The sequence below is a fragment of the Streptomyces sp. NPDC079141 genome, from assembly GCF_040686775.1.
Classification (GTDB): Bacteria; Actinomycetota; Actinomycetes; order Streptomycetales; family Streptomycetaceae; genus Streptomyces.
This window is the reverse complement of record NZ_JBFBLP010000004.1, coordinates 87,364-111,018: the sequence shown is the minus strand read 5'-3', so window position 1 is coordinate 111,018 and position 23,655 is coordinate 87,364. Positions and strand designations below refer to the sequence as shown.

The window sequence follows — 23,655 nt, the reverse complement described above, 5'->3', positions numbered from 1 at the left end:
CTCGCACAAGTGGCGGGATGCTAGCAGAGGTTGATGTGTGAACGGATTCGCCGTCCGCCCAGGTCAGCCCTTGTTGCCGCCCGAGCCGGCGATCTTGCGGCTGCGGCGGCGCAGGGCCGGGCCGAGGCGGACCAGGACGCGCTTTTCGATGCCGGTGACGCGGCGCTCCATCGCGGCGAGCTGCTTGCGGGTGGCCTCCAGCTGCTTGACGGCCGCGTCGAGCTGCTCGGCCGTCTTCGCCGCACGCTTCTCGGCGGCGGTCAGCTTGGTGCGCAGTTCGTCGTTCTTCTTGGTGGCCGCGGTGAGCTTCGTCGTGAGCTTGGTCTCGGAGACCGTGATCTGCTCGCGCAGGCGGGCGATGCGGTAGCGCGTCTGGCCGTCCTCCGTGCCGTCCCAGACCTGCATCGAGGGCGGCAGGGGAAGGGAGGCGACCTGGGCGTCGTACGCGGCACCGCCGTCGCCGTGCTGGTAAGCGTTGTCCAGGCCGTTGCGGGTGAGGAACGCGGTGATGCGTTCGAACCGCTCGCCGTGGCCCTTGATCATCGCCGAGAAGTCGGCGGCCTCGTACAGGTCACGCGGGTCGGTGTCGGCGGACAGCCCGGAGAGCTGGCGGTGCGGGATGTCGAAGTACCGGCACAGCTCAAGGGTGCGCGAGTCGTGGGTGAGGACGACGGCGGGGGTACCGGCCAGCAGGGCGGCGATGTTGCCGTGGATACGGGTGCCGTAGGCGAAGTCGTAGCCGCGCAGCTCGTCGATCCAGGTCGCCGGGTCCAGCGGCATGCGCACCTTGTTCTCGCGCAGCAGGTTGTGGGTGAGCATCTTCGGGAAGGGGTCCCGGGCGCCGGACTCGGGCGTGGTGTCGCCCCACAGCAGCAGCTCCGCGTCCACGGTGTTCTGCGCGTAGTACGTGAAGTTCGGGTAGCGCGCGTGGCCGTAGTCGGCGATGCCGGATATGGGGCCGACGGGCCGCGCGTTCGGCGACATGTTGATCGCGATGCGCGAGTCGGCGGTGATCTCCGTGGCGCGGATCTCCGGGAACGTGTCGCCGTACAGGAACATCGACGGGCAGCCCATGATGTCGATGCTGTCGGCCGGGACGCCGTGGTCCCTGAGGTAGCGGGCGGTGAGCTCGCCGCGGACGCCGATGGACGCGGAGCGGTCGAGGACGGCCCGCGCGAAGCGCTTCACGGAGGCTTCCATCGGCTTGAGCATGTCGGTCGCGTAGTCGTCGGTGGCCTGGGCGCCGACGCCGAACACGACCACCGGGATGGTGAGCTGCTCGATCAGCTTGGAGAGCCGGTCCAGCGAGGCCTGGAACTGCGGGCGGAAGGCGTTGGCGAGGGGGACGACGAAGACGTCGTACTGCTCGTTGATCTCCGCGGCGCGCTCGGCGGAGTGGTTGGTGCGGATGCCGTTGGACGTGACCTCGGTGTCCGGGGTCGTCAGCATCTTGTGGGCGGAGTCACTGAAGAGCAGATTGCCCGTGTTCGTCCCGATGAGGTCCTGGTGGATGAACTCCGTCGGGCTGGCGACCCGCAGGGGGCTCTTTCCGGAGCGGATCAGTATGCGCTTCACGACATTCCTTGGCTGCTGCTGCGTCGCGGGTCCGACGAAGTGGTCATAGGGGAAGACGAACGTTATATGCAAGTAAATGAAAAGTGAAGCAAATGAGGTGAACGAGGAGGGAGTGAAACCGTTCACCTTCGATCCGCATCGGGGTTCCTTCTTGATCCCCTTCCGTACTTCTCAAGGTCCCTTAAGGGAACTCAGGGGATTTGCACAGCAAGCGCCCCGATCGTCTTTGGCATGACCCCAACGGCCCTGCATCAGCTGGTACTCGTCGGCACCGACCTCCTGGCCGTCGCTGCCCTCGTCTTCGGCGTGTACTTCCCTCGCCACCACCGCCGCGACCTGGTGGCCGCCTTCCTCGGCGTCAATGTCGGCGTGCTCGCCGTGGCCATGACGCTGAGCTCCACGTCCGTGGGGATCGGTCTGGGCATGGGCCTGTTCGGAGTGCTGTCGATCATCCGGCTGCGGTCGTACGAGATCGCCCAGCACGAGATCGCCTACTACTTCTCCGCCCTCGCCATCGGCCTGCTCACCGGGCTCCCCGAGGAGGTGAGCGTCCTGACCGTCGCGCTGACCGTGCTGATCGTCGCCACCCTGTACGTCGGCGACCACCCCCGCCTCTTCCCCCGGCACCAGCAGCGCACCCTGCGCCTGGACTCCGCCTACACCGACGACGACGCCCTGCGCGCGCACCTGGAGGTCCTGCTGGGCGGCCGGGTGCTGAACCTCTCCGTCAGAAGCGTCGACCTCGTCAACGACATCACCCACGTCGACGTGCGCTACCTCGCCGCGGCCCGCACCGGACAGGGGGTACGGGTGTGACCGACACCCTGCGCCCCATCGGCCTGGACGAACTCGTCGCCCGCGCCGAGCTGTTGACCCGGGTGGACCGCAAGTACCTGCTGCCGGCCACCGAGCTGCCGCTGGTGCTCACCGGACTCGGCAAGGACGCACGCGTCCTTGAGATCGACGGCGTACGGCAGTTCGGCTACCGGTCCCTCTACTTCGACACCCCGGAGCTGGACGGCTACCTGGCCGCGGCCCGCCGCCGGCGCCGCCGCTTCAAGGTCCGCATCCGCACCTACCTCGACTCCGGCCTGCACTTCCTGGAGGTCAAGACCCGCGGCCCGCGCGGCACGACCGTCAAGGACCGCATTCCCTACGATGGTGATCTGCGCCAACTCGGCCCGGCACCCCGGGAGTTCGTCGACGGCGTGCTCTCCGGGGCCGGGATCGACTCCGCGCGGTTCCGGCTGGTGCCGACGCTGACGACGACGTACCGGCGCACCACCCTCTTCCTGCCGGCCGGCGGCAGCCGACTCACCATCGACACCTCTCCGGCCTGGACCCTGCCCGACGGGAGCGCAGGGCTGCGCGCCCCGGACCGCGCGATCGTCGAGACCAAGGCGGGCCGTGCCGGGTCCGGCGCCGACCGGCTGCTCTGGTCGCTGAAACACCGGCCGGTCCCCGTTTCCAAGTACGGGACCGGCCTGGCTGCCCTGCGTCCCGAACTCCCCGCCCACCGGTGGCTGCCCGTGCTGCGCCGCCACTTTCCCACCGCACTCGACGGGAGCCCCGCGTGAGAACCCACCTGCGCAAGAAGGCCGTAGCCGGCCTCGCCTCGGTCGTCCTGGGCACGGCGGCCCTGGCCGGCTGCTCCTCGGACTCCAACAGCACCGCTTCTACGGCGAGTTCGAGCGGTAGTAGTACGTCGACGACCGCCGCGGACGGCAGCCAGGACGCGGCCGCCGTTCTCAGCGCCGACAAGGACGTCCATACGGTGAGCGACGCCGACGAGTCCGCCGCCGTGGACATCACCCTCGACGGCGACTCCGCGTCGGTGGACGGCGACGGCGCCAGGGCCGACGGGTCCACGGTGACCGTCACCACCGGCGGCACCTACCGGCTCAGCGGGAAGCTGACCGACGGGCAGATCGTCGTCAACGCCCCGGACACGAGCGTCACGCTGATCCTCGACGGCGTCGACATCACCTCATCCTCCGGCGCGGCGATCGCGGCGACGGAGGCGAAGGAACTCGTGGTCGTCCTGGCCGACGGCAGCGACAACTCCCTCGCCGACACCGACTCCTACGCCGAGAACGCCGACGCGAACGCTGCCCTGTTCAGCGCCGGGGACCTGACGATCGCGGGCGACGGCTCGCTCACCGTGCACGGCAACGGCAACGACGGCATCGCGAGCAAGGACGGCCTGGTCGTCGACTCCGGGACGGTCACCGTCGAGACGGCCGACGACGGCATCCGCGGCCGGGACTACGCGGTGGTGAACGGCGGGACGGTCACCGTCACGGCGGGCGGCGACGGTGTGAAGTCCGACAACGACGAGGACGCGGACGCGGGCTTCGTCGCGGTGTCCGGCGGCACGGTGAAGGTGACGGCGGGCGGGGACGGTGTGGACGCGGCCACCGACCTGGTGGTGACGGGCGGTCGCCTGACCTCCGTGGCGAAGGCCGCCGACGACTCCTCGGCGCACGGCCTGAAGTCGGGGGTGATCACCGTCCTGGAGTCCGGCACGGTCACCGTGGACGCCTCCGCCGACGCCCTGCACAGCGACTCCGCCGTCCATCTGAACGGCGCGAAGGTCACCGCCGCCGCGGGCGACGACGGCGTGCACGCCGAGGGCGACCTGGTGATCAGCAGCGGCAAGCTGGAGATCACGACCTCGAACGAGGGCCTGGAGGGCAAGGACATCCTGGTCAGCGGCGGCTCTACGACGGTGAAGTCGAGCGATGACGGGGTGAACGCGTCGGGCAGCGAGGCGAGTTCGTCGGAGGACCAGGGTGGCTTCGGGGGCGGCCCCGGCGGTGGTGAGGAGGCCGGGGACTACACGGCCGAGGTCACCGGCGGCACCCTCGTCATCGACGCGGAGGGCGACGGCTTCGACTCCAACGGCACGGCGGAGATCACCGGCGGCACGCTGGTGGTCAACGGCCCGGAGTCGGGCGGCAACGGCGCGCTCGACGTCAACGGCTCGTTCACGGTCAGCGGCGGTGTGCTGCTGGCGTCCGGCAGCGCGGGCATGGTCGTGGCCCCGGACTCCGAGTCCGCGCAGGGCTGGCTGTCGGCGACGCTCGACGCGTCGGTGGCGGCCGGGACGACACTGCACGTCGTGGACGCGGACGGCGAGGTCGTCGCCACCTACGTCACCTCGAAGACGATCCAGAACGTCGTCTTCTCGTCGTCGGCGGTCGAGAGCGGCAAGGAGTACACGATCTACTCCGGCGGCTCGGCGTCGGGCGCGGACACGGGCGGGATGCGTGCCTCGGGCGGCCTCGACGGGGCGGACCAGGTCGCGACGGTGACGGCGGGCGACGCCCCCGAAGGCGGCTTCGGGGGCGGCCCGCGGCGCTAAGGCCTGGTGCCTGGTGCTCAGCGCGCGACGAACTGCGTGAGGATGGCCTGCACCTCGTAGATGTCGACGCCCTTGGTGAAGGTCTTCTCCACCGGGACGGAGTTGCCGGAGATCCAGATCTTCAGCTCGGCGTCCAGGTCGAAGGTGCCGGCCGTCTCCACCGCGAAGTGCGTGATGCTGCGGTACGGGATCGAGTGGTACTCGACCTTCTTGCCGGTGATGCCCTGCTTGTCGACCAGGATCAGCCGACGGTCGGTGAACATGATGACGTCACGCACCAGCTGGTACGCGGCCTGCACCTGCTCACCCTGGCCGAGCAGACGCGCGAAGTCCTGCGCGGCCTGGCCCGGGTTGATGGTGCTCGCGTTGCCGAAAAGTGCCATGGCTGTGCCCCCCACATTTGGCTCACATGTAAGTCATGTCCCAGTAAGTCACTGGCTTCACATGATCTTCACGATGTATAGCGCGTGGGGGGCGATCACCGATAGGGGCCCACCGGTACCTGTTACTCGGCGGTGACGCCTCCGAAGCGCTCCTTGTACGTTTCCAGGTCCTCGTCCGTGAGTTTGGCGAACAGGACCGGCGGAACGGTGAAGGGGGTGCCGGCGGGGACCGAGGTGAGGGACTTCGCCTCGTCCGCGCTCACCCAGGCCGCGGTGTCCTCCGGCAGGGAGAAGGCCTGGCGCATCGCGGCCGACGTCGCCGGGATGAACGGCTCGGAGACCACCGCGTAGAGGTGGATCAGGTTCATCGCCGTGCGCAGGGTGAGGGCGGCGCCGTCCTTGTCGGTCTTGATCTCCAGCCAGGGGGCCTTCTCCTCCAGGTAGGAGTTGCCGGCCGACCACAGGGCGCGCAGCGCAGCCGCGGCCTTGCGGAACTGGAGGGCCTCCATCTGGGTCTCGTACTCCGCGAGAAGGCGGGCGATCTCCTCGCCCAGCTTCGCCTCCGCCTCGCCCGGCTCGCCGCCCGCGGGGACGTCGTCGCCGAAGCGCTTGCGGGAGAAGGACAGCACGCGGTTGACGAAGTTGCCGAGGGTGTCGGCGAGGTCCTTGTTCACCGTGGCGGTGAAGTGCTCCCAGGTGAAGGAGGAGTCGTCCGACTCGGGGGCGTTGGCGATCAGGAAGTAGCGCCAGTAGTCCGCCGGGAGGATCTCCAGGGCCTGGTCGGTGAAGACGCCGCGCTTCTGCGAGGTGGAGAACTTGCCGCCGTAGTACGTCAGCCAGTTGAAGGCCTTGACGTAGTCGACCTTCTTCCACGGCTCGCGTACGCCGAGTTCGGTGGCCGGGAACATGACGGTGTGGAAGGGGACGTTGTCCTTCGCCATGAACTCCGTGTAGCGGACGGTGTCGTCGGCCTCGTACCACCAGGACTTCCAGTCGCGGTTCTCCGGGTCCTGGTCCGACCACTCCTTCGTCGCGCCGATGTACTCGATCGGGGCGTCGAACCAGACGTAGAAGACCTTGCCCTCCGCCGCCAGCTCCGGCCAGGTGTCCGCCGGGACCGGGACGCCCCAGTCCAGGTCACGGGTGATGGCGCGGTCGTGCAGGCCCTCGGTCAGCCACTTGTGGGCGATGGAGGAGGCCAGGTGCGGCCAGTCCTTGTCGTGCCGGGCGACCCACTCGCGGACCTCGTTCTCCAGCTTCGACTGGAGGAGGAAGAGGTGCTTGGTCTCGCGGACCTCCAGGTCCGTGGAGCCGGAGATCGCGCTGCGCGGGTTGATCAGGTCCGTCGGGTCGAGGACGCGGGTGCAGTTCTCGCACTGGTCGCCGCGGGCCTTGTCGTAGCCGCAGTGGGGGCAGGTGCCCTCGACATAGCGGTCCGGGAGGAAGCGGCCGTCGGCGGGGGAGTACACCTGACGGATGGCGCGCTCTTCGATGAAGCCGTTCTCGTTGAGGCGGCGGGCGAAGTGCTGGGTGATCTCGACGTTCTGCGGGGAGGAGCTGCGGCCGAAGTAGTCGAAGGCCAGCGCGAAGCCGTCGTAGACCGCCTTCTGGGCGTCGTGCGCCTGCGCGCAGAACGCGTCCACGGGCAGGCCCTGCTCCTTCGCGGCCAGCTCGGCGGGGGTGCCGTGCTCGTCGGTGGCGCAGATGTAGAGGACGTCGTGGCCGCGCTGGCGGAGGTACCGGGAGTACACGTCCGCCGGGAGCATGGACCCCACCATGTTGCCCAGGTGCTTGATCCCGTTGATGTACGGAAGGGCGCTGGTGATGAGGTGTCGAGCCATGGCTTGGCTGCTCCCAGGTCGGTCGATTTACGAACCTTGAAATCGTAGCCGACACGGGTGGGCCGCCCGCTTCCCGTTTTAAGGGGTGGGAAGGGGGCGGCCCTGGTGTTTCGGTTGCGGCCGGTTGCGGCCGACTGTGGCTGGTTACGGCTTCCAGGTCGCGAGTACGCCCTGGTAGAGCTCGGTGTCCGTGAGCTCGCGGGGGGTCGGGCCCGCGTGGAAGAAGGACGTGTTGCCGGTCTTCAGTTTGCGGAGGTAGTCGAAGGCCTTGTTGTCGTGCTCGCCGAAGGCGACGAAGGCGAAGTGGATGTGGGGGTGGGTCTTCGCCGCCTCGGCGAGGGCCTGGGTGGCGGGGGTCTTCGCGTCCGGGGCGCCGTCCGTCTGGAAGATCACGAGGGCGGGGGTGCCGGGGTCGGCATGCTTCTCGTGGTGGGTGACGACTTCGTTGACGGCTACGTGGTAGCTGGTACGGCCCATGCGGCCGAGGCCGGCGTGGAGCTCGTCGATCTTGTTCTCGTGGTCGGTGAGGGTGAGCTCGCCCGTGCCGTCGAGTTCCGTGGAGAAGAAGACGACGTGGACCGTGGCCTCGGGGTCGAGGTGGGCGGCGAGGGCGAGCGTCTGATCGGCGAGGGCCTGGGCGGAGCCGTCCTTGTAGTACGGGCGCATGGAGGCGGAGCGGTCGAGGACGAGGTAGGTCTTGGCCCGGGTGCCGGTGAGGTCGTGCTGCTTCAGGGCGGTGGTGGCGGCCTTGTGGGCGGGGGCGAGGGTGGCGGCGGTGGGCTGGGCGGGGTCTGTGGCCTCAGCCTCCGGCTCGGGCTCGGGGGTGACCTCGGCCTTGGCCGCAGGCTCGGGCTCGGTCTCCGCCTTGGGCTCAGCTTCCGTCACGGCCTCGGCTTCGCCTTCGGCCGTTTCGTTCCCACCCGCACCACCCGTGCTGGTCTCGTTGTCGGGTGCGGGTGGCCCCTGTGGGGCGGGTTCGCCGTCGGCGGCTGCGGGGGTGGTGGTCGGCTCGGCCTCGACCTCGGTGATCGGCTCGGGGGTGACCTCGGCAGCCACCGGCTCGGGATCAACCTCGGTCACGGTCTCCAGCTCGGCCTCGGCCTCCGCCTCCGGCTCGGCCGCAGGCTCGGGCTCTGCCACGGCCTCAGCTTCCGTCACGGCCTCGGGCTCTGCCACGGCCTCCGCCACGGCCTCCGCCACGGCCTCCGCCTCGGCCTCAACCTCAGTCTCCGGCTCGGCCTCCGGTTCCGGTGTCGGCTCCTCGGCTGCGGGTGTGGGCTCTGGGGCGGCAGCCTCCGGCTCGGGGGTGGGCTCTGCCGTCACCTCCGGCTCCAGCTCCGGCACGGTGGTGGGCTCCGCCTCCACGTCCGGCGTCGGCTCCGCCTCGGCCTCGGCCTCCGCCTTCACGTCCGGCGTCGGCTCCGCCTCGGCCTCGGCCTCCGCCTTCACGTCCGGCGTCGGTTCCGCCTCGGGCTCCGCCTTCACGTCCGGCGTCGGCTTCGCCTTCGGCTCTTCCGCCGGAGGCGTCTGCCTCGGGACCGTGATGTTGTCGAAGGCTGCTGTGACCAGGTCGTGTTCCGAGGGCTCGGGGGACTCCGCGGGGCGGGGGTCCGGGAGCTGGGTGGTGGGGGCCGGGTCCGGGGACTCTGCCGGGGCCGTCGGTTCCGGGGACGGTGACGGGATCGTCGGTTCCGGTGTCTGTGACGGGGTTGCTGCCGCACCCTCTGCCTCGGCGGTGGCACGCTGCTTGCGTGACCGGCCGAATGCGTTCCGCAGGAGAGTGAGAATGCCCATGTGCGCAACCCTTCGCATGAGTTGAAGCCCGTCAATCCCTGGCCAGGACGGACACGTAAGGTTAGCCGTCCCGCGTGGTGATCTTGGGCAGGGGCGTCCCACGGTGCCAACGCCCGTACAGCTACCTGTAGTTCACCCGCCGTTTACTGCATGTCCCCGCTCCCGCACAAACGTGCTCCTAGCGTCCGATTCGCTGGATACAAGGGGAAGCAAGGGGAGAACAAAATGCGCATTCCGCTGCCGCTCATCAGAACGTCGTCCGGTTCGCACGAAGGCGGGCGTTCCGCCATGACCTGCCGGTTCCGGTGTGGGGACGCCTGTTTCCACGAGGTGCCCAACACCACCGCCAACCCGTACGTCGGCGACGTCATAGCCGGCGCCCTCAGCCGCCGTTCGATGATGCGTGCCGCCGCCGTCGTGACCGTCGCGGCCGCTGCCGGTACCGCCGGCGCCGTGGGCGGGGCGCCGTCGGCGCAGGCCGCCGAGGCAGCGACGTCCAAGCCGGGGTCGGGCAGCGGGGCGCGCGGTCTGCGGTTCACCCCTGTCGCTCCCAACACCGCCGACGCCGTGACCGTGCCCGAGGGCTACGGCCAGAACGTCGTCATCCGCTGGGGCGAGCCCATCCTGCGCGGCGCCCCCGCCTTCGACCCGGAGAACCAGACCGCGAAGGCGCAGGCCGGCCAGTTCGGGTACAACTGCGACTTCCTCTCCCTGCTGCCGCTCCCCGGTGAGTACGGCCGTCAGCTCCTCGTCGCGAACCACGAGTACACCGACGAGATCCTGATGTTCCGCGGCTACGACGACGCCAACCCGACCCGCGAGCAGGTCGAGATCGCCTGGGCGGCGCACGGCCTGTCCGTCGTCGTGGTCCAGGCGGACGCGAAGACCGGCAAGCTCACCGCCGTGCCGCGGCACCAGCTCAACCGGCGCGTCACCGCCACCACCGAGTTCAAGGTCACCGGCCCCGCCGCCGGGTCCGCTCTGCTGAAGACCTCCGTCGACCCGACCGGCACCAAGGTTCTCGGCACGCTCAACAACTGCTCCGGCGGCACCACCCCGTGGGGCACCACGCTGCACGGCGAGGAGAACTTCAACCAGTACTTCGCCAACGCCACCCGCGCCACCGACAAGCGCTACGGCATGCCGGCCACCGGCTCCGAGCGCAAGTGGGAGCTCTTCGACAAGCGGTTCGACGTCGCCCAGGAGCCCAACGAGCCCCACCGCTTCGGCTACGTCGTCGAGCTGGACCCGTACAACCCGACGTCCACGCCCCGCAAGCACAGCCTGCTCGGCCGCTTCAAGCACGAGGGCGCGACCGTGCGGCTCACCGACGACGGCCGTCCGGTCGTCTACTCCGGTGACGACGAGCGCTTCGACTACATGTACAAGTTCGTCGGCAGCAAGCGGATGCAGAAGGGCACGTCGCGAGCCGTACGCGAGTACAACATGACCCTCCTCGACGAGGGCACCCTCTACGTCGCCAAGATCACCGGCGACTCCCCGGCCATCGAGATCGACGGCACCGGCAAGCTGCCCAGCGACGGTGAGTTCGACGGCTCCGGCGAGTGGATCCCGCTGGTCACCGCCACCGCCAAGGGTGCCGTCTCGCACGTGGACGGGATGACGGCCGAGGAGGTCTGCGTCTTCACGCGCCTCGCCGGTGACAAGGTGGGCGCGACCAAGATGGACCGCCCCGAGGACTTCGAGCCCAACCCGTACACCGGCAAGGTGTACGTCGCCCTCACCAACAACTCCCGCCGCGGCACCACCGGCTACGCCGGCGTCGACGAGGCCAACCCGCGCATCGGCAACAAGCACGGGCAGATCCTGGAGCTGACCGAGCGCTGGAACCGGGCCGACTCGACGAAGTTCGCCTGGAGCCTGTTCCTCGTCGCGGGTGACCCCAACGACCCGTCGACCTACTTCGCGGGCTTCCCGAAGGACAAGGTCAGCCCGATCTCCTGCCCGGACAACGTCGCCTTCGACTCGTACGGCAACCTGTGGATCTCCACCGACGGCAACCAGCTCGGCTCGCACGACGGCCTCTTCGGTGTCGCTACGCGCGGTGAGCGGCGGGGCGAGCTGAAGCAGTTCCTCACGGTGCCGACCGGTGCGGAGACCTGTGGGCCGATCGTGCAGGACCGGCGGGTGCTGGTCGCCGTGCAGCACCCGGGTGAGATCGACGGTGCGGATGTCGCCAACCCGGCGAGCACCTGGCCCGACGGGCCGGGCACGTACGTCCGTCCGGCGGTTGTTTCCGTGTGGCGCAAGGACGGCCGCAACATCGGCGTCTGACCGGCGCCGTACACGGACAGTGGTGGCGGCTACGGCGTCGGCTGTGTGATCGCCCTCGCCGCCGCCACCTCCTGGCGCAGTGGTTCGAGGACGCTGCCGGGCGGGCCCGTGAGGTCCGTCCGGACGGCGTAGAGGGTCTCGGCCCTGCGTAGGCCTTCCGAGAGTTCGTGCAGCTGGCGGGTGATCTGGGTGACCTCGGCCGGGGACGGTGGCGGGGCGCCGTGTTTGACGCGGACCCTCGCCGCCGTTGTCGCGTCGACGATGCGTTCGACGGCGACGACCAGGGGCCACCAGGCGGCGGCCCGCCGGCCGGTGGGCGGGGGCTCGGTGAGCGCGCGCTGGAACTCCGTACGGATCGTGGACAGGTCGCGGTAGAGGCGGCGGCGCATCCGGGCGCGGGCCGGCGGGTCGACCGGGGCCGTGCCGAAGGCGCCCTCCACATAGCGCGCGGTGTCGGCGACCGCGTCCGCGAGGCGGTCGCCGACCCGGGTGTGCCAGCTCTCCGGCCAGAGCAGATAGCCGGCGACCAGGGCGATGCCGCAGCCCATCAGCGAGTCGACCAGGCGGGGCAGCAGCAGGTCCGTGCCCTCGTGGTTCAGGATGTCGGACAGGAGCAGGATCACCGGGGTGATCGCGGCGGTCTGATAGCCGTAGCCGCGCGGGGTGAGCAGGGGGATCAGCGGCGCCAGCAGCAGCATCACCGGTACGTCCCACCAGCCCCTCGGCACCTCCGCCAGCACCGCCGCCGCGACGACCAGGCCGGCCACGGTGCCGAGCGCCCGCAGCAGGGCCCGGGAGAACACCGAGCCGAAGTCGGGCTTCATCACGAAGGTGATGGTCAGGGCCACCCAGTAGGAGCGGGGGACGGGGATGATCGACACCAGGACCTGGGCCACGCCGATGCACAGGGCGAGGCGCAGGCCGTAGCGCCAGGAGTTGGCGGAGAGGGTGACGTTCCGGGCGGCGCGGGCGGCGCGGATGGACAGTGCCGCCGGGCGGCCGAGGCGGTCGTCGATGCCTCGGGGGTCGACGTCGGGGGCGGCGACGACGTCGGCGGCGTGGCGCAGGGCGTGGTCGACGGCGCGTGCGGTTTCGCCGGCAGGGGTCGGCAGCTTCAGGCCTGTCGGCCCGGTGTAGCCCGTCTCCACGGCCTGGGCGAGATGGCGTACCGCCTCGGGGAGTTCCGCCGGCAGCGGTCTGCCGTTCAGGTGGGCGGCGGGGGCGGCCTCCACGACCGGGGTGATCGCGTTCAACTGGGCCAGCAGCCGGGTCAGTTCGGGGCTGCGGCCGTGGTGGCGGGTGCGCCGGGCGAGGACGAGGTCGTAGGCCTGGTTCAGGGACTGGGTGACGGCGTGGCGCATGTCGTCGTAGGACTCCGGGCTGCCGGTGGCCTCCAGCAGCGCGGCGACCGTGCGGTAGGTGTCCGCCACCGCCGCCCGCTCCGGGACCCCGCCGCGCAGCGGCCAGGCCAGCAGGGCGAGGAGCAGGACCAGCAGGCCGCCGCCGGTCATCAGCAGCGGGGCCAGCCACCACTCGCCGGGCATCGGCAGGCCCGCGCCGACCACGGAGTTGAGCAGCAGGAGCAGTCCCGACACCGAGGCCACCGCGCCGATCGTGGAGATCATCCCGGAGATCAGCGCGACGGCCGTGACGACGGCGACGGCGATCCAGCCGTGGCCGTACACCAGCGAGCCGAGGGTGATGCCGATGGCGCCGAAGAGCTGCGGGACGGCGATGTTGAGCAGCCGCATGCGGTAGGCGTCGGCGGTGTCGCCGATGACGCCGGACAGGGCGCCCATGGAGGCCAGCGCGCCGTACGTCGGCTCGCCGGCCGCGAGTCCGATCGCCAGCGGCAGGGACATCGCGATCGCGGCGCGGGCGACGGCGGCGCGGTTGACCGGCGCCTGCTGTGTCTGGAGGTTCCTGACCAGCCAGTCGGGCGGGGTGAGGCCGATGGGGAACTCGCGGGACATGCGCCTATTACACGTCATCCGGCCCGTGCAGCGTGAGGTCGACCAGCAGCGCACGGTGGTCGGTGCCGTCGAGGTCCAGGAAACGGGCGGTGCGCGCGGAGAACTCCTCGGACACCAGGACGTGGTCGATCTGCGCGCCGAGCACCCGAGCGGTGCGGGCCGGCCAGGTCGGGGTGCGGTCGGCGCCGGTCAGCCGGGCCGCGTCGCGCAGACCGGCGTCGAGGAGGCGGCGGAAGGCGGCGTGGTCCTGGGAGGCGTTGAAGTCGCCGGCGAGGACGGTCGGGGTCCGCTCGTCGGCCGCGGCGAAGTCGCGCAGGCCGCCCAGTTCCCGGCGCCAGACGCCGACCTGGCCGGGCAGCGGCGGCATGGGGTGCGCGAGCTGGAACCGTACGGTGTGCCCGTCGACGTCCGCGACGGCGCCGGGCATGGCCATCGTGCCGGAGACGCCGTCGGTGGGCCGGAGCGGGAAGCGGCTGAGGATCGTCGATCCCTCGGAGCCGCCCGCCGTCCGGGCCTCCCGGTACGGGTAGTCGGCGCCGAGCGTCTCCTTCAGACGGGCGTCGCAGACGTACTCGCACTCCGACACGAAGACCACGTCCGGCTTCGCGCGGCGGACGGCGGCGACGAGCGAGTCGGTGCCCTGCCCGAACTCGACGTTCGCGGCCAGCACCCGGAAGGAGGCGACGGGGCGCCCCTCGGGGGTGCCGGCCGTGCCGTACGGCTCGATGAACCAGGCCAGCAGCCCGAGCAGCACCACGCCCCACACCGTCCCGGCCCACCACCGCGCGAACACCGTGCACGCCAGCCCGAGTCCGGTGGGCACGAGCAGCCACGGCAGAAAGGCGAGGAGCTGCGGTACGGGGGTGATCGCGTCGGTGTCGGCGACACGGCAGCCGACGACGACGCTGATGCCCGCGAGAAGCAGCGCGGCGGCCAGGACGAGGAACCGCCGCCCTCCGGCAGCCACAGTGTCCAACTCCCCTCCTCGCGCCCGCCCCTGTCAAAGACGGGAGGACGGCGCGGAAGGTTGCCGGTGGCGGCTCAGCAGCCAGGTGCCGAGGGCGACGGTCAGGCCGACGGCGACCAGTAGCCAGGAGACCGTGCGCAGGGTGGCGGTGAGCGCGTCGTAGACGGCGCCCGCGGCGGGGCGGTGGACCTGTTCGGGCAGGTCGGTGAGGGTGAGCCGGCGGCCGATGGCGACGGCGAGGCCGAGGAGGGCGCCGCCGAGGGCCGTGCCGAGGGCGGTCGCCGTGACCGCGCGGCGGCGGCAGGCGGCGAGCGCGATCCCGGCGACGGCGAGGACGGCGGCGGTGACGGGCAGCCAGAAACCGGCGACCTCCAGCAGCTGGAAGCCCTTGCGGAGTTGGGCCAGGTCGCCGGGTGGCAGGACGGCGACCTCGGTGTGCTCGACGGGGATGCGGTGCGCCAACGGCACGTTGTCGTGGACGAGTTGGGTTCTGACCTCGGCGGCGACCGGGGCCAGGTCGACCGTGACGGCGCCCGTGTCGTCGTTCCGCACCGCGCGCAGGACGGCGTCGTGGACCGCCCGGTTGCCGGCGTCCCACGCGGTGCGGAAGGCGTCGGTGCGGGTGAAGGAGCGCACGGCGTCCTGCACGAAGGGGCGCATGGGCGGGTCGACGTTCACCTCGTGCACGATCCCGTCACCGACGGTGTCCGCGACCGCGTCCCGTACGGCAGGGTCGGCGGCGAGCGGGGCCATCGTGGTGACGTACCGGCCGGTGTCGGCCAGCCCGTAGGACGCCCAGGCAGCCAGTGCGCCGAAGGGCAGCAGGAGGCAGGCCAGGGCGATCAGCGCGGCCGAGACGGCGTTCCGCAGGCGGGAGGGCACGGTTCCAGGCAAGACGGCGGGGGCGGGGTGCGCCAGCGCTGGACGGCCGTATGGGCGCAAGCCCGCACCCCTTGGCGGAACTGGGGACTCCGCTCTCCGGTGGAGGGTTCACCCGAACGGGTGTTTCCTGGTGCTGGGGAAAGGAGGCCGATCATGCGCACCACTCCGGCTCTGCGGACCCTGGCCGTGGCCCTGCTCGCAGGCGGCTCCCTGGTCGCCGCGACAGCGGGTACGGCCGCGGCAGCCCCGCCGACGTATGCCGACGGAGAACGCGGCGGCGGTGGCGGCCATGGCGGTCATGGCGGTCCGATCTGGGGCACTGTCGTCTCCCACACCAAGCTCAACGTCAGGCAGGCGCCCACCACTCACTCGCCCGCCGTGGGCTGGCTGTCCCCGGGCAGCCAGGACCGGGTGGACTGCAAGGTCATCGGGCAGAGCGTCAACGGCAACCCGTACTGGTACTGGCTCGTCGGCGCCCAGGCCTGGGCCAGCGCCGCCTTCGTGGACACCGGCGGGCACCGGGTGCCGACCTGCTCCGATCCGTGCCCCGAATGGAAGGACGGCTCCTGGACCAACTGGGAGGACCCGTTCTGGAACGACTCCTGGAGCGCGTCCGAGTCCGAGTCCTGGAGCGCGTCGGGCTCCGGTTCCTGGAGCGCCTCCGGGTCGTGGAGCTGGAGCGCGTCCGGATCGTCGTCCAGCGCATGGAGCTGGCTGGGCGGCTGGTGAGGGGAAGGTGAGGGAGCGCGTGGGCCCCGGCGGTCGTGCCGGGGCCCACGCGTGTTTCCGTCAGCTCGGGAGCCGGTGTCCCTCGGCGTCCTCGTGGGTGTAGTAGCGGTAGAACAGCACGGCGAAGACGCCCGCGGAGACCGCCAGCGACATCACCGTGGACCGCAGCACGGTCGCCCCGGTCTGGCTGTACAGGAAGCCGAACGCGCAGCCGGCGAAGGCCGTCCACAGCAGCGCGTGCAGCTCGCGCTTGAGCCGTGGCGCCAGGGCGCGTACGCCGATGTAGGCGACGGCGAAGGCGAGCGCCGTGACAAAGCCGAACAGGATGTTCCAGCCGGTGATTTCGCCGCCGTCGCGACGGTTGGCTGCCGCCCAGTAGCCGTAGACGAGCCCCAGGACGACGGGTGTCGCCATTGCCACGGCGTGGTGGGTGCGTGCGCTGAAGATGTCGGGTGTGCGTGGTGCCCGGGGTCGGGTGCCGGGTGCCGGTGCCGCGTGAGCCATGAGAAGCACTCCTCTCTCCTCGCCCCCCGGCTTCCAGAGCACACCTGGAGCCGCCGGCTGGCAAGTCCGGGGGGTGGGGGCCGGCGTGGGGGTGGGTCGCGCAGCCCGGCGCTAACGGGGTGCCGCCTGCGCCCACCCGTGCCGCCCCAGGCGGCCCGCATGCCCGCAGGCTCAGCGGCTGCATCGGCACCGCCTGCTGCCCGCAGGTTGAGCGCCCCTTTAGGGGCGCGGGGAACTGCGCGATCAGCCCCCACGCGCCCGCAGCTTCGCACCACCCGGGCGAGAACCGTCGTTGGACGACGTGCGGCGCCGCGCCCCCCATGTTTCGCTGAAGCGCATGAGGGCCGTGAACGGCGGGGGCACCCCGGGGCGGGTCTTGCGGCCGGTCAGTGGGCGGAGCGCCCGGCATGGGCCGCTCGCCTCACTCCCCCGTGCCGTCGGGCAGAAGGACGTCACCCGCCGGCACCAGCTGCTCCGGGTGCACGGCCGGAGCGTCGCCTGGGTGCCGCCGCTCGTGCTGCTCGTCGCGATCGCGGTGGCCGACTTCAACACCACCGGCGAGTTCCGGATCGTCTCCTGGATCGTCCTGGTACCCGGCATCGCCGCCGCGATCTGCGGCGTCTGGGGCACGGCCCTGTACGCGGTGCTCGCGCTCATCACGTACGTCAGCGTGGACAGCGCCTGGCCGCACCAGTACCAGACCGGCCTGCCCGACTTCATCCTCGTCGCCGTCGGCGGCATCCTGGCCACGCTCGCCTGCGCCGTACGCGTACGCGGTGAACGCCGCATGCTGCACATGCGCGACGTCGCCGAGACCATCCGCCGCACCGTCCTGCGCCCGATGCCACCGGGCTGGGGCGGCCTCGACCACGCCGCCGTCTATCTCACCGCCGACGTCGAGGCCCGCGTCGGCGGCGACTTCTACGACATCCAGCCCGGCCCGCACGGCACCCGCGTCCTCGTCGGCGACGTACAGGGAAAGGGCCTCGGCGCGGTCGAGACGGCCGCCGCGCTGCTCGGCACGTTCCGCGAGTCCGCGTACCACGAGCCGGATCTGGCCACCGTCGCCGACCGGCTGGAGATCCGTATGACCCGGCACGCCGGCCATGTCGTGGCCCTGGGCCGGCCGGACGGCGACCGCTTCGCCACCGCCGTCCTGCTGGGCTTCCCCGCGCACGCCCCGGGCACGGTCGAGTCGGTCGTCTTCGGCCATGAACCGCCACTGGTGGTGGGCCCGGCGGGGGTACGGCCGCTGCCGCCGGGCGACGGGCTCCCGCTCGGCCTCGCCGAACTCGCCGGCAGCCCCGGCCCGCCGCCCGTGCGCCGCTCCAGCCTCGCCCCCGGCGAGACGGTGCTGATGACCACGGACGGCGTGACCGAGGCCAGGGATGCCGACGGCGCCTTCTATCCGATGGCCGACGAGGTCGCCCGCGCCGTTGCTGCCGACCCTCGTCTCGCCGAGCCCCGTCTGCTGGTCGCGCTGGTCCGCGACGGCACCCTGCGGCACTGTGGCGGTGTACTGGCCGACGATACGACGGTGTTTGCGGTGCGGCCGGACTGAACGCTCTCGGGTGCGACGCCGTCGTGGCTGGTCGCGCCCGCGCGGCGGAGCCGCATTTCGATACAGCCCCGCGCCCCTATGGGGCGCAGCCGCACCGTAGTTTGCAAAAGCGGTTACCGTGCATCCGTACGTGATCGACGGGGGATGGGGAGGGACCGATGCCCGGAACCGTGCTGCTGCTCGCCGCCTCGCCGGCGGGCAAGGGCTGTCTGGTGGACGCGGCGTCCGTGCTCCCCGTCCTCGCGGCGGTGCCGCCCGCGGTGCTGGCCGGTACCGACACCGCGAACGTCGTGGAACTCGCCGACCCGCTGGAACCGCAGGCCGTGCTGACCCGGCTGCGCGCCGCCGCGGCGGCCCCCGGCCCGCTCACCGTGTTCGTCACCGGCCAGCTCCAACTCGACCGCCGCCAGCGGCTGATGCACCTGGCGCTGGCGCGGACCACGCCGTCGACGGTCCGCTACACGGCGTTCCCGTGGCACTGGTTCCGCGAGGAGCTGCGGCTGCGGGCGCCGGGCACGACGGCGCTGGTGGTCGACCTGCACGCGGACGCCGAGACGTGGGAGCAGCTGCGGACCCGGCCGCTGGAGGTGGGCAACAACGTCGCCGTTCACGGACGCATCGCACCGCCGCCGAACCGGCGTACGGTCGCGGTGCCCTCGTACATGAAGGCGGTGGCGACGATCCTGCGCAGCGGGCGGCGTCCCGCGCTCGCGGAGTTGCACCAGCAGGCGCTCACGCGGCTGGGCGGCGAGGGACAGGGGGACCTCGTCCTGGGGGTGCCCGGGTCGGTCGCCGACCCGCACACGGTCATCACCGCTGCCGTGCAGTCCGGCCGCCACAGCGAAGCCGACGACCTCGCCGCCCGGCACGAGCAGGCCGCCGTACAGGCGCACGGGCCGGGCTCCCCGGAGGCCCTGCACTGGACCGAAGTCCGCGCGGATCTGGCGATGTTCGCGGGCGACGCGGTCCGCAGCTGCCGTACCTGGCTGGCCGTCGCCGGGGCCCGGTTGAGTGCCGGGCAGTCGCCGGAGGACCCCGCTGTCGAGTCCGCGGTCGACCGGGCCCACCACCAGTGGGGGTGTATCACGGACCCGGCGCGGGCCCGTGAACTCGGGTCCGCGCTGGCCGACTTGCGTGCCCGCGTGCCGGGCCGTCGGCAGGGCGCGCTGGACCACGTCCAGCAGCAGTTGCACCGGCTGAGCTCGCTGCGCCCGCTCAGTCCGTGAACGTGAAGCCGGCCCGACTGCTCGTACCGGTCAGACGGGGCGGATCCCGCGCTCCTCGAAGACCTCGCGCAGGACACCGACGGCATTGAGCGCGCGGGGGAACCCCGTGTACGGGACGGCCTGGATGACCGTCTCGATCACCTGCTGCGGTGTGAGTCCCACCCTGAGCGCGGCGTTGAAGTGCACCTTCTGCTGGGGTGCCGTATCGCCGAAGGCGATCAGTCCGCCCAGCGTGACAAGCTGCCGTTGCCGCAGGTCGAGCCCCGGCCGGGGGTAGACGTCCCCGAAGACGAACTCGACGATGTACCGGCCGAGATCCGGCGCCACGTCGTTCAGGGACTCGATCACCTCGACGCCGTGCTCGCCGTCGACCTCCCGCAGTTTGTCCTCGCCCCGCGCGTAACGGTCCCCGCCGGGCTCGACCACAATCGGCTCGACGCGTACGCCTCGCTCCTCGAACACGGTACGCGCGGCGGCCAGCGCGTTGAGCGTCCGCGGGAACCCCGAGAAGGGAACCAGCTGGATCAGCGCCTCCACCACATGCGCCGCGTCCAGTCCGACATGCAGCGCCGCGCCGATGTGGAACCGCAACTGCGGGGCCGTGTCCCCGGCGGCGGTCAGTGCGCCGATGGTCACCAACTGCCGTTGCGCCACGTCGAGTCCGGGCCGTGCGTGCACATCGCCGTACGCGAACTCGACCACGAAGCGCCCCAGGTCCGGGGCGATGTCCTCCAGCGCCTCCACCGTGGCGAGGGCGTCCTCCCCGGCGATCTCCTTCATACGGGCAGCGCCCCGCACGTACCGCTCGGACGGCCCGCCATTCGCGCTGTCGGCAACCGCCACGCCCGGCGTCAGGGTGGCCGCCATCGCGCCGACCCCTCCCACAGCTCCGTACCGCAGGAAGGCCCGCCTGCCCCTGCCCGCCTCGTCCCCCCGCCGTACCTCACGCCTCTCGTCCGCTGTCCCCATCCCGCTCCTCCACCAGCCGTTCGTAGTGCGCGATCTTGTCGTCGATGGCGTCGAGGCTGCGCATGACGGCCTCGTACTCCTCCCTGACCTGCGCCTGGTGCCTCCGCAACAGCTCCAGCCGCGCCCGTGCGGTGGCGTCTCCGCCCCGGCGCAGCTCCGCGAAGGCCAACATCCCCTGGATGGGCATCCCGGTCGTCCGCAGCCGCAGCAGAAACGCCATCCAGGCCAGATCCGCCGCCTGATAACGGCGCCGTCCGTCCGGCCCGCGCTTCACCCCGTCGATCAGCCCGATGCGCTCGTAGTAGCGGAGAGTGGAAGGGCTGAGTCCGGTCAGCTCGGACGTCTCGCCGATGCTCAGAGTCCCGTCGATCCGGTCGGTCGCCACACGACGACCGTATGACTTGAAGCGCGCTTCATCGCAAGGGAACGTCGAGGCATGCCCGGGAGCCGGGTCACGCCCCCGACAGCACGGCCAGCGCTCCCGACACCAGCGCCCGCACCCCCGGCGTCACGGTGGCGAGGTCCGGCGCGAAGTTCGGGCTGTGGTTGCTGGGCACGGACTCGGAGCGTGCCAGTACGTCCTCGCCGGGCGCCGCGTTCCACACCTCGTCCGGAGTGCTCGTCACGAACCAGTAGGAGTACGGGACCTTGCCGTCCGCGAGATGCGGGAAGTCCTCGCTGCCCATCGCCGGGCCCGGGTCGAACACGGCGTCCGCGCCGAAGACCTCCCGGTGCACGGCGGCGGTCCGGCGGTCGGTGGCGGCGTCGTTCACCGTCACCGGGAACTCGCCGCCGATCCGTACCTCCGGCTCGCGCGGGCAGCCCGCGGCCAGGCACTCGCCCTCGGCGATACGGCGGATGGCGGCGACCATCCGGTCCCGGACCTCCTCGGAGTGCGTACGGAGGTTGAGGGAGATACGTGCCGTGGAGGGGATGATGTTGGGGGCCGTGCCCGCCTCGATCCGGCCGACGGTCAGCACGGCCTGCTCCCGTGCGGCCAGCTCCCGGCTGACGACGGTCTGGAGCCGGGTCACCAGGAAGGCGGCTGTCACCACCGGATCGACGGTCGTCTCGGGCCTGGACCCGTGCCCGCCCCGCCCGTGCACCACGATCTCGACGTCCGTGGTCGCCGACAGAATCAGCCCCGGAACGTGCGCGATCCGGCCCACCGGTCCCGGCGCGGCATGCTGGCCGAGCAGGACGTCCGGGCGCGGAAAGCGGTCGTAGAGCCCGTCCGCGACCATCGCCGCGGCGCCGCCGCCGGACTCCTCGGCGGGCTGCCCGACCACCAGCAGCGTCCCGGCCCAGGCGTCCCGCCCCGCGGCCAGCGCCTCGGCCGCGCCCACCAGCCAGGTGACGTGCAGATCGTGCCCGCAGGCGTGCATCACGCCGTCCGTCCGCGAGGCGTACGGCAGTCCGGTCAGCTCGGTGACCGGCAGCGCGTCCATGTCGGCGCGCAGCAGCACGGTCGGCCCGTCACCGTTGCGCAGCAGCCCGACCACTCCGGTGCCGCCGATGCCCTCGGCCGTCTCGTACCCGGCCCCCCTGAGCCGCCCGGCCAGCCGGCCCGCCGTGCGGTGCTCCTGGAAGGACAGTTCGGGGTGCCGGTGCAGATCCCGGTAGAAGTCCTCCAGCGCGGGCAGCGGGAGGTCGGCGGTGAGGTCCAGTGCGGTGCGGGAGGCAGCAGACGTCATGGCGGTCAGGGTGTCATCCGTGCGTCCGCGCCACCACTCGGTCGCATACGAACGGGGCGGCGCACTCCGACGTGGTGTCGGTGTACGCCGCCCTGGGGTGGGACGGGGTGCGGGTGCGGCCCGCGTTGTCATGGCGGTTACTTCTGGTCGTTGTTGAACTTCGAGGTCGACCAGAAGTAGCCGAGGACGGCGAGGCCGAGGCACCAGGCGAGGGCGAGCCAGCCGTTGTGGCCGATCTCGGTGCCGAGGAGCAGGCCGCGCAGGGTTTCGATGGCCGGGGTGAAGGGCTGGTACTCGGCGATCGGCTGGAACCAGCCCGGCATCGCGTCGACCGGCACGAAGGTGCTGGAGATGAGCGGCAGGAAGATCAGGGGCAGGGCGTTGTTGCTGGCGGCCTCGGCGTTCGGGCTGATCAGGCCCATGCCTACGGCGATCCAGGTGAGCGCCAGGGCGAACAGGGCCAGCAGTCCGAAGGCCGCCAGCCACTCCAGCAGCGTGGCGTCGGTGGAGCGGAAGCCGATGGCCACGCCGACGGCTCCGACCAGGACCACGCTGACGATCGACTGGAGCACGCTGCCGACGACGTGGCCGACGAGGACCGACGGACGGTGGATCGCCATCGTGCGGAACCGGGCGATGATGCCCTCGGTCATGTCGTTGGAGACGGAGACCGCCGTTCCGATCGTGGTGGAGCCGATGGTCATCAGCAGCAGGCCGGGGACGAGGTAGGCGATGTAGTCGGAGCGGTCCCCGCCGCCGATCCCCGCGCTCATCGTGTCGCCGAAGATGTAGACGAACAGCAGCAACAGCATGATCGGCGTGAGCAGCAGGTTCAGGGTGAGCGACGGGTAGCGCCGGGCGTGCAGGAGGTTGCGGCGCAGCATGGTGGAGGAGTCGCGGACGGCGAGGGAGAAGGTGCTCATCGGACGGTCTCCTTGGACTGGTGGGGGACGTCGGCGCCGGCGGTGAGGGCGAAGAAGACGTCGTCGAGGTCGGGGGTGTGCACGGTCAGTTCGTCCGCCTCGATGCCGGAGGCATCCAGCCGGTCGAGGATGGCGCGCAGCTCGCGCTGGCTGCCGCCGGAGGGGATCTGCAACGACAGCGACTCGTCGTCGCGGGTCGTCTCGCGCAGGGCGGTGGCGGCGGACTGGTAGGCGTCGGGGTCGGTGAAGCGGAGGCGGACGTGTCCGCCGGGGATGAGGCGCTTCAGCTCCTCCGCGGTGCCTTCGGCGGCGATCTTTCCGTCGTTCAGGACGGCGATGCGGTCGGCGAGTTCGTCGGCCTCTTCCAGGTACTGGGTGGTGAGGAAGACGGTGACGCCGTCGGAGACGAGTTCGCGGATGATCTGCCACATGTTGTGGCGGGAGCGCGGGTCCAGGCCGGTGGTCGGCTCGTCGAGGAAGATGATCCGGGGGTTGCCGACCAGGGTCATGGCGATGTCGAGGCGGCGCTTCATGCCGCCGGAATAGGTGGAGGCGGGCTTGTTCGCGGCGTCCAGCAGGTCGAAGCGTTCCAGCAGTTCGGCGGCGACCCGGCGGCCCTCCTGCTTGGGCAGGTGGTGCAGGTCCGCCATGAGGAGCATGTTCTCCTCGCCGGTGATCAGGCCGTCGACCGCGGAGAACTGGCCGGTGACGCCGATCGAGGCGCGGACCGCCTGCGGGTCGGTGGCGAGGTCGTGGCCGCCGACGCGGAGGTCGCCCGCGTCGGCGCCGATGAGCGTGGAGAGGATCTTGACGGCGGTGGTCTTGCCGGCGCCGTTGGGGCCGAGCAGGGAGAAGACCGTGCCTTCCGGGACGGTGATATCGATGCCGTCGAGGACGACCTTGTCGCCGTAGGACTTGTGCAACCCGTGTGCCGCGATGGCCAGGTTGGTCATGAGAGGGGCTCCTTCGGGAGAG

At 71.3% G+C, this 23,655-nt stretch carries 20 protein-coding genes; 7 read left to right on the top strand and 13 right to left on the bottom strand.

The window, feature by feature from the left end:
* Window positions 1–63: 63 nt before the first annotated feature.
* The gene (locus tag AB0Q90_RS14615) at window positions 64–1,575 is read right to left on the bottom strand and encodes a polysaccharide pyruvyl transferase family protein (protein WP_363162697.1); all 1,512 of its coding nucleotides are present in this window, start codon (window positions 1,573–1,575) and stop codon (window positions 64–66) included.
* 231 nt (window positions 1,576–1,806) lie between these two features.
* Here AB0Q90_RS14615 and AB0Q90_RS14610 point away from each other — a divergent pair, with 231 nt between their 5' ends.
* The 3 genes from AB0Q90_RS14610 to AB0Q90_RS14600 are packed head-to-tail and all read left to right on the top strand — an operon-like array spanning window position 1,807 to window position 4,939.
* Window positions 1,807–2,391: a DUF4956 domain-containing protein gene (locus AB0Q90_RS14610; RefSeq protein WP_363162696.1), complete on the top strand. Its 585-nt coding sequence runs from the start codon at window positions 1,807–1,809 to the stop codon at window positions 2,389–2,391.
* Window positions 2,388–3,152, top strand: a complete 765-nt coding sequence (locus AB0Q90_RS14605) for a polyphosphate polymerase domain-containing protein (protein WP_363162695.1) — start codon at window positions 2,388–2,390, stop codon at window positions 3,150–3,152. The genes AB0Q90_RS14610 and AB0Q90_RS14605 overlap by 4 nt, the downstream gene beginning before the upstream one ends.
* Window positions 3,149–4,939: a carbohydrate-binding domain-containing protein gene (locus AB0Q90_RS14600; protein ID WP_363162694.1), complete on the top strand. Its 1,791-nt coding sequence runs from the start codon at window positions 3,149–3,151 to the stop codon at window positions 4,937–4,939. The genes AB0Q90_RS14605 and AB0Q90_RS14600 overlap by 4 nt, the downstream gene beginning before the upstream one ends.
* Window positions 4,940–4,956: 17 nt before the next feature.
* On the opposite strand, the gene AB0Q90_RS14595 is transcribed toward AB0Q90_RS14600, so the two are convergent.
* The 3 genes from AB0Q90_RS14595 to AB0Q90_RS14585 all read right to left on the bottom strand — a co-directional run bounded on the left by AB0Q90_RS14595 (window position 4,957) and on the right by AB0Q90_RS14585 (window position 8,957).
* Window positions 4,957–5,322, bottom strand: coding sequence for a PH domain-containing protein (locus AB0Q90_RS14595; protein ID WP_363162693.1), 366 nt, complete (start codon window positions 5,320–5,322; stop codon window positions 4,957–4,959).
* 122 nt (window positions 5,323–5,444) lie between these two features.
* Window positions 5,445–7,163, bottom strand: coding sequence for a methionine--tRNA ligase (metG, locus tag AB0Q90_RS14590; protein ID WP_363162692.1), 1,719 nt, complete (start codon window positions 7,161–7,163; stop codon window positions 5,445–5,447).
* A 144-nt stretch (window positions 7,164–7,307) separates the two neighbouring features.
* Window positions 7,308–8,957 carry a VWA domain-containing protein gene (locus AB0Q90_RS14585; RefSeq protein WP_363162691.1) on the bottom strand — a complete coding sequence of 550 codons (1,650 nt, stop codon included), beginning with the start codon at window positions 8,955–8,957 and terminating at the stop codon, window positions 7,308–7,310.
* Between the two features lie 225 nt (window positions 8,958–9,182).
* On the opposite strand from AB0Q90_RS14585, the gene AB0Q90_RS14580 reads away from it, so the two are divergent.
* Window positions 9,183–11,252: a PhoX family protein gene (locus tag AB0Q90_RS14580; RefSeq protein ID WP_363162690.1), complete on the top strand. Its 2,070-nt coding sequence runs from the start codon at window positions 9,183–9,185 to the stop codon at window positions 11,250–11,252.
* Window positions 11,253–11,281: 29 nt separating this feature from the next.
* On the opposite strand, the gene AB0Q90_RS14575 is transcribed toward AB0Q90_RS14580, so the two are convergent.
* The 3 genes from AB0Q90_RS14575 to AB0Q90_RS14565 are packed head-to-tail and all read right to left on the bottom strand — an operon-like array spanning window position 11,282 to window position 15,074.
* Window positions 11,282–13,225 (bottom strand): FUSC family protein, encoded by a 1,944-nt coding sequence (locus AB0Q90_RS14575; protein ID WP_363162689.1) that lies wholly within the window; start codon window positions 13,223–13,225, stop codon window positions 11,282–11,284.
* Window positions 13,226–13,232: 7 nt separating this feature from the next.
* Window positions 13,233–14,201 (bottom strand): endonuclease/exonuclease/phosphatase family protein, encoded by a 969-nt coding sequence (locus AB0Q90_RS14570; protein WP_363162688.1) that lies wholly within the window; start codon window positions 14,199–14,201, stop codon window positions 13,233–13,235.
* A gap of 24 nt (window positions 14,202–14,225) precedes the next feature.
* Window positions 14,226–15,074: a hypothetical protein gene (locus AB0Q90_RS14565; protein WP_363162687.1), complete on the bottom strand. Its 849-nt coding sequence runs from the start codon at window positions 15,072–15,074 to the stop codon at window positions 14,226–14,228.
* Window positions 15,075–15,227: 153 nt separating this feature from the next.
* Here AB0Q90_RS14565 and AB0Q90_RS14560 point away from each other — a divergent pair, with 153 nt between their 5' ends.
* On the top strand, window positions 15,228–15,803 hold the full coding sequence (locus tag AB0Q90_RS14560) for an SH3 domain-containing protein (RefSeq protein WP_363162686.1): 576 nt from the start codon (window positions 15,228–15,230) through the stop codon (window positions 15,801–15,803).
* A 60-nt stretch (window positions 15,804–15,863) separates the two neighbouring features.
* Here AB0Q90_RS14560 and AB0Q90_RS14555 read toward each other — a convergent pair whose 3' ends face one another.
* Entirely contained in the window at window positions 15,864–16,307 is a 444-nt protein-coding gene (locus AB0Q90_RS14555; RefSeq protein WP_363162685.1) for a hypothetical protein, read from the bottom strand.
* A gap of 337 nt (window positions 16,308–16,644) precedes the next feature.
* Between AB0Q90_RS14555 and AB0Q90_RS14550 the strand changes: the two genes are divergently transcribed.
* Window positions 16,645–17,868, top strand: coding sequence for a PP2C family protein-serine/threonine phosphatase (locus AB0Q90_RS14550; RefSeq protein WP_363162684.1), 1,224 nt, complete (start codon window positions 16,645–16,647; stop codon window positions 17,866–17,868).
* A gap of 158 nt (window positions 17,869–18,026) precedes the next feature.
* Window positions 18,027–19,094: a hypothetical protein gene (locus tag AB0Q90_RS14545; protein ID WP_363162683.1), complete on the top strand. Its 1,068-nt coding sequence runs from the start codon at window positions 18,027–18,029 to the stop codon at window positions 19,092–19,094.
* 30 nt (window positions 19,095–19,124) lie between these two features.
* Here the strand turns inward: AB0Q90_RS14545 and AB0Q90_RS14540 are convergent, their stop codons facing one another.
* The 5 genes from AB0Q90_RS14540 to AB0Q90_RS14520 form a co-directional block, all read right to left on the bottom strand.
* Window positions 19,125–19,961, bottom strand: coding sequence for a carboxymuconolactone decarboxylase family protein (locus AB0Q90_RS14540; protein ID WP_363162682.1), 837 nt, complete (start codon window positions 19,959–19,961; stop codon window positions 19,125–19,127).
* 76 nt (window positions 19,962–20,037) lie between these two features.
* Window positions 20,038–20,448 carry a MerR family transcriptional regulator gene (locus tag AB0Q90_RS14535; protein ID WP_363162681.1) on the bottom strand — a complete coding sequence of 137 codons (411 nt, stop codon included), beginning with the start codon at window positions 20,446–20,448 and terminating at the stop codon, window positions 20,038–20,040.
* Between the two features lie 67 nt (window positions 20,449–20,515).
* On the bottom strand, window positions 20,516–21,757 hold the full coding sequence (locus AB0Q90_RS14530; RefSeq protein ID WP_363162680.1) for an amidohydrolase: 1,242 nt from the start codon (window positions 21,755–21,757) through the stop codon (window positions 20,516–20,518).
* Between the two features lie 137 nt (window positions 21,758–21,894).
* Window positions 21,895–22,680 carry an ABC transporter permease gene (locus tag AB0Q90_RS14525; protein ID WP_363162679.1) on the bottom strand — a complete coding sequence of 262 codons (786 nt, stop codon included), beginning with the start codon at window positions 22,678–22,680 and terminating at the stop codon, window positions 21,895–21,897.
* The gene (locus tag AB0Q90_RS14520) at window positions 22,677–23,633 is read right to left on the bottom strand and encodes an ATP-binding cassette domain-containing protein (RefSeq protein ID WP_365733160.1); all 957 of its coding nucleotides are present in this window, start codon (window positions 23,631–23,633) and stop codon (window positions 22,677–22,679) included. The genes AB0Q90_RS14525 and AB0Q90_RS14520 overlap by 4 nt, the downstream gene beginning before the upstream one ends.
* Between the last annotated feature and the right edge of the window lie 22 nt (window positions 23,634–23,655).